This is a genomic window from Myxococcus sp. AB025B (assembly GCF_006518215.1).
GTDB classification, from domain to species: domain Bacteria; phylum Myxococcota; class Myxococcia; order Myxococcales; family Myxococcaceae; genus Myxococcus; species Myxococcus fulvus.
This window is the reverse complement of sequence record NZ_SRLW01000465.1, coordinates 1-5,447: the sequence shown is the minus strand read 5'-3', so window position 1 is coordinate 5,447 and position 5,447 is coordinate 1. Positions and strand designations below refer to the sequence as shown.

Sequence of the window (5,447 nt, the reverse complement as noted above, 5' to 3'; positions counted from 1 at the left end):
GTCAAAATGTGCTCGACCTCCGCTCCCTGGTGCTTTCCGAGCGCTGGGACGCCGCCATCGACCTCACGCTCGCCCCTCTGCGCGCTCAGGTCCACCGGGCTGCGTGCTCAGGATGAGAGCCAGACCCTTCGCGGACTGGCTCGTCTTCGGCACCACGGCGGCCACGCTCTTCGTCTACCGCGCCCGGGAGAAGCGGGGACAGGCGCCCCGCGTGTCCTATCGGGTGCCCGGCCATCCCCTCACGCCGCTGCTCTTCATCGCGGCGGCGCTCTACGTCGTGGTGGGCTCCACGGCGTCCAATCCCCTCAACGCGCTCAAGGGAACCCTCCTGCTCGGCGCGGGTGTCCCTGTCTTCCTGTACTGGCGCCGACGCAGGGAAGGACAAGCGAAGGCGCCAGCCGCCCAGGCCAGCGTGGTGGGCGGGCCCTGAGCCCAGGGGCCGCAGTGCTACTGCGGCGGCATCTGCCCCGGCTCCATGAAGGCCACCTCCCAGTGGTGGCCGTCCGGGTCGTAGAAGCTCCCGCCGTACATGAAGCCCAGATCCATGGCGTCCGCGGCCTTCGAGCCTCCGGACGACAAGGCAATCTTCACCATCTCGTCGACCTCGGCGCGGCTGTTGGCGGACAGCGCATACGTCCCCGCCGTGCTCTGCGTCGCGTCGTGCAGCGGCTTCTTGATGAACTCCTTGAAGCGCGCGTCCGTCAGCAACATCACGTACGCGTCCTCGCCCACCACCATGCAGGTGGCGCTGTCGTCGGTGAAGTCCTTGTTGAACTCGAAGCCCAGCTTCGTGAAGAAATCGACCGAGCGCTTCAGGTCCGCGACGGGCAGGTTGAGGAACAGCTTGCGGGGACGGCTGGGCTTCATGGGTATCTCCAGGGGTGGGATGAGGTTTCTACCCCTCTGACTGCCGACCCGGCCGGAAATCATCGGTCTATTTTCCCGGAGGATTTCGCCCCGTCAGCCACTCGAAGAGCCGTGTGCGCTGCCGGCCCCTCAGGCTCGTCATCACCGCGCGCTGCTCGAGGTGCCACTGCGTCCTCAACCGCTCCGCGGCCCGGGCCATCCACTCGGGGATGCGCGTGGGCTCGCAAGCCCCCAGCCCCAGCGTGTCGTTCTGGAGCCCCGTGCCATCCAGGTCGTAGACCGGGACATTCCCCCCCGGCTCCCCGTCCGAGTCCCAGGAGGACATGGAGAAGCCGAGCCAGTCCGGAGCCCGGCTGTCGACCGACAGGTGACAGTGGTGACGATAGGTCATCGACCGCTCGTCCCCCTCCTCCCCGCCCGTCGCGTACAGCTTGAACCAGAAGACGCCCGGCTCGCCGAAGCCCAGCGCCCGCGCCAGCTCCAGCGCCGGTGAGCGCGCGCGGCGCGCCTGGAGCACCCCCTCCATCCGCTCGAACAGGGCCTCCAGCGCCGGCGTGGAGCGCGCGTGGGTCCGCAGGTCCTGCAGCCGGTCCAGCTCCCACCCCTGGCGCTGCACCGCCCGCTCGACATGGGGGATGAGCGCGTCGAGCGAGGCCTCGGACGCGTCGATGGTCAACACCGCCAGCATGTCCCGAGAAACCTCCTCGCTGGCCACGACCACCGTCTGGAGGGACTGGAGCAACACCGGGTTCGCCGCCAGCCCCTGGAGCTTCGCCTTGCGCTGCCTCGAGCCCCAGCCATACGTCACGTCCAAATCCAACAACCCCTGGAGCGCCATCCGCCACGACTCGCGCAGGGCCTCATCCGAGCCCTCCAGGTCCACGCTCTCGCGCAGGAAGAACACCCCCGGACGCAGGTCGCCCGCGAGCCGCTCCAGCACCGCGCGGATGACCGGCGCGGGCAATTGCTGGCAGTGCCGCCCGAAGGCCCAGAAGGACGAGCGGCCCTCCGGAAGCAGGTGCAGCGCCGCCCCCGCGGCGAGCCCCGGGTCCACGTCCTCCGGAAGCTTCTTGAGCGCCTGGGTGAGGCGCTCCCAGTCCGGTTTCGGCGCTCCCAGCAACGCGGAGAGGTCCTCCGGCGCACGTCGTCGACTCATGCGCCCCGTCTACCAGACCGACACCCGGAAGCACATACACACCCCGGACGGGTCCGACGCGCCAGGAACACGCGAGGTTCCAGCCGCCGCCCCTCCTGTTCCGCCATTGCATCTGTATCCGGATAGACCCTTCCGCAATGACAGCCGTTGAAGGGGCCCGATGCGACGAACGTGTCGGACTGGCGGAATACCCTCGCCAGGCCATTCAACCAGGAGCGATGCATTGAAGCAGCGCAACAACATCATGAAGAGGATGCTCGTGGTGGGAGCGGTGAGCCTGTTCACCGCCTGCGCCGGTGAGCCGGGCGACGCGCCCACGCAGGTCATCCCCTCACGCACGGACAGCACGCTGACGCTGCTCATCGAGCGGGAAGGCGGACAGGGAGGCTTCGTCGAGGGCGCGGCCGAGCGCTTCAAGGTCTCCGCCTCCGGTGAGGTCTTCAAGTCGGTGAGCTGGAGCGCCACCTCCGGCGTCCTCGAGCCGGACTCGGAGCGGGTGACCTGGAAGCTGCCACCCAAGGGCGTCGCCACCCTGTCCGTCTCCGTGGAGACGGAGTCGGGCAAGAAGGCCCAGGGCGAGTTCCACTTCAACGTGGAGTCCACCACGGACACGCTCCTCGACACCGTCATCGACCCGGGCCCGGACGTGACGGGTGGCTTCTGTGAGCTGACGTTCGACACCGCCGGCCGGGGTCACATCGTCTACTTCAACGACACCCACCGCTCGCTCTGGTATGGCCTCTGGGACGGCACGTCGTGGACGACGGAGCAGATCGACGGCGCGGGCTTCAACAACGAGGGGAAGTTCACCTTCAAGCCCGTCATCGCCGTCGAGCCCGCCACCGGCACACCGCACGTCGCCTACCTCAAGGGCAACGGGGAGCCGGGACGAGGAGAGCTCATGCGCGTCGCGTATGCCACCCGCGTCGGCGGCACCTGGGTGCGCGAGGTGGTGGACGTGGCGGAGCGCACCAGCGCCGTCAACCTGTCCGTCACGCTCAACCCCACCCAGGGCCACCAGCCCGTCATCGCCTACGACGACAGCTCGTCGGGCGCGCGCATCACCGCCCGCACCGGCACCAACACGTGGAGCACGCCCCTGTTCCTCCAGGGCGCCATGACGAGCGAGGCCCTCTTCGACGCGGCGGGCACGCTCTACTTCACCAACCGGAACCTGCTGACCGCCGTCAAGGGCACCGTCGTGGAGACCTTCTCCCTGAACGGGCTCTCCTCCATCACCAGCTGGTCCTCCCTGGCGCTGACGCCGGACCAGCACCTGCTGGTGCTCGCCAACGGGACACCCACCGGAGCCTGGGGCAGCCTCTTCGACGTCACGCTCGGCACGCCCCTGTCCACCAGCACCGCGCGCACGTCCCAGGGGGACTACAACGCCGGCTCCAATGACCTGGCGTACAGCGCGGGCAAGCCCGTCATCGCCCAGCGCCATGGGACGACGCTGGAGCTCATCACCCCGGACGCCCGCGGCTTCTGGACATACACCCAGCTGGGCACCATCCAGGACGGCACCCGGCCCAGCATCGCCATCCGCCCCACGGATGGAACGCCGCATGTCTGTTTTCAGCGCAATGGCAAGGTGACCTTCCTGTAGCACCGGGTCTCGCGGACTCCAGTCCTCTCATCGGATTGGAGTCCGCGAATGCATCCTCGAACTTGCAAGGGCACGGGCCGTCCGGGCGAGACTGCCGCGCGACACCAACGGAGACATCCATGGGACTCGCGGAGCGCAAGGCGGCGAAGTCGTTCGAGGAGACGCAGTTTCCCCAGCTCGAGAAGCAGCTGGCCGAGGTCGCCGGCTTCAAGGTGCCGGTGAAGGTCGACTGGGCCAGCCTCTGCGCCGACGGCTACGCGGACATCTACGAGGAGGCGTGGACCAAGGTGTACTTCACGCCGCTCTTCCAGGCGCTCGAATCGCTGACGGAGGACGCGCTGGGCCGCGAGTTCGTCCAGGGCTCGCTCAAGCGCCTGGTCATCCAGAACGTCGCGGGCAACGTCTCCGGCTCCAGCTTCGCCTCGTTCGTCGACGGCGTGCTCACCCTGGACCACGAGCCCTGCACCAACCTGGACGACATCCATGACCGCCGAGAGGGCATCCAGCGCGCCCTGCAGTCCGAGCCGGAGCTGTCGCGCCCGGACGACCCGCTGGCGGCCTTCCTGGACATGAAGCCCCGGGGGCTGGAGACGACGCTCCAGGCGCTCCTGCGCATCGCCAGCCGTCGACAGGCGGGCATCCCCCTGCGCCCCCCGCGCGTGACGGTGTCGCTGCACAGCGGCACGTACTTCACGGGCACCGTCCGGGACATCCTCGAGGACTCGCGCGAGGGCCGCTCCCTGCTCTTGCAGGAGGAGCGGGACCGCGAAGCCAACGCGGTCATCGTCAACGTGAACCACATCGAGTGCGTCAGCGTGCTGGACGCGGGCGACCTGGGCTTCATCCGCGTCGACGACGCGCCCATCCCCTCCCCGCTCCAGCTGCGCCGCCAGCTGCACAAGGACAGCGAGAAGCTCGGCGCCCTCCTGGAGCGCCCCGTCCCCCTCGCGCTCACCCCGGGCTCGAGCGCCACCAGCGCCGAGGCCCTGCGCGCGCTCGCGTTCCTGGCCCCCCGGGTCCTCGAGGCGCTGGGCACGCTCGCCCGCGACGGAGAGGCCCGCCGCGCGCTGCACGAGAAGGTCCAGCGCGTCCACCTGCGCGCGGACACCACCGCCAGCGTGTCGCTCTCCAACGGCACCCTGGAGTTCGTCACCCCCCTGAAGCCCGCGGGCTGGCGCACCAGCGCCGAGCTCCAGCAGGAGCTGCCGCCCATCCTCTGAGCGAGGCATCCCCCGAGCGCGCGCCTCCTCCCCAGCGAGGGCGCGTGCCGGGGCCTCAGTCCGGACGCGAGGTCCGCCTCCCCCACGGCTCGTCCCCGCCGATGGGCACCTCGGTGTCATCCACGCTCAGCACCGTGGTGCGCGGCGCGCCGCACAAGCGCAGCTGCTGCTTCAGGAAGCCGAGCGCCTCCGGAACGCGCTCCTTCGGCACCGACACGTCGACGATGGCCACGCCGCCCCCGGCGCTCGCGCCCGTCACCGTCCCCAGCCCCACCGCCGCCAGCGCCTCCCGCAAGCGCGCCGCGATGCCCTCATGGCCTCCCAGCGGCACCTTCGCCAGGTCCTGGGAGTTGAGCATCACCTCGATGACCTGCAGTTCCATGGCGGCAACGGACGTGGAAGGTCCTACGGAAGCAGGGAAGCTCCCGCGCCCATGGTAGCCACGATACGGCGCCCGGACCGCCGATATTCACCGACAGTCCCATACAATTCCCCTCCTGGGATTTCCTTCCGACTCAAACCAACGCCCTGGCGCACCCCGCCAGCGGCCGCCCGTGAGAGCGGGTTCTCCTCTCGGGAGGCCCCCGAAGCCCTG

At 69.4% G+C, this 5,447-nt stretch carries 6 protein-coding genes; 3 read left to right on the top strand and 3 right to left on the bottom strand.

The window, feature by feature from the left end:
- The first annotated feature begins 112 nt into the window (after nt 1-112).
- The gene (locus FL311_RS40865; RefSeq protein WP_194869586.1) at nt 113-430 is read left to right on the top strand and encodes a hypothetical protein; all 318 of its coding nucleotides are present in this window, start codon (nt 113-115) and stop codon (nt 428-430) included.
- 17 nt (nt 431-447) lie between these two features.
- Here the strand turns inward: FL311_RS40865 and FL311_RS40860 are convergent, their stop codons facing one another.
- Nucleotides 448-867 (bottom strand): VOC family protein, encoded by a 420-nt coding sequence (locus FL311_RS40860; RefSeq protein ID WP_141333041.1) that lies wholly within the window; start codon nt 865-867, stop codon nt 448-450.
- 67 nt (nt 868-934) lie between these two features.
- On the bottom strand, nt 935-2,023 hold the full coding sequence (locus FL311_RS40855) for a hypothetical protein (RefSeq protein ID WP_141333040.1): 1,089 nt from the start codon (nt 2,021-2,023) through the stop codon (nt 935-937).
- A gap of 223 nt (nt 2,024-2,246) precedes the next feature.
- On the opposite strand from FL311_RS40855, the gene FL311_RS40850 reads away from it, so the two are divergent.
- The gene (locus FL311_RS40850) at nt 2,247-3,632 is read left to right on the top strand and encodes a hypothetical protein (RefSeq protein ID WP_141333039.1); all 1,386 of its coding nucleotides are present in this window, start codon (nt 2,247-2,249) and stop codon (nt 3,630-3,632) included.
- A gap of 119 nt (nt 3,633-3,751) precedes the next feature.
- On the top strand, nt 3,752-4,852 hold the full coding sequence (locus FL311_RS44560; protein ID WP_194869585.1) for a hypothetical protein: 1,101 nt from the start codon (nt 3,752-3,754) through the stop codon (nt 4,850-4,852).
- Between the two features lie 55 nt (nt 4,853-4,907).
- Here FL311_RS44560 and FL311_RS40840 read toward each other — a convergent pair whose 3' ends face one another.
- Nucleotides 4,908-5,234, bottom strand: coding sequence for a hypothetical protein (locus FL311_RS40840; protein WP_141333038.1), 327 nt, complete (start codon nt 5,232-5,234; stop codon nt 4,908-4,910).
- Nucleotides 5,235-5,447 lie beyond the last annotated feature (213 nt).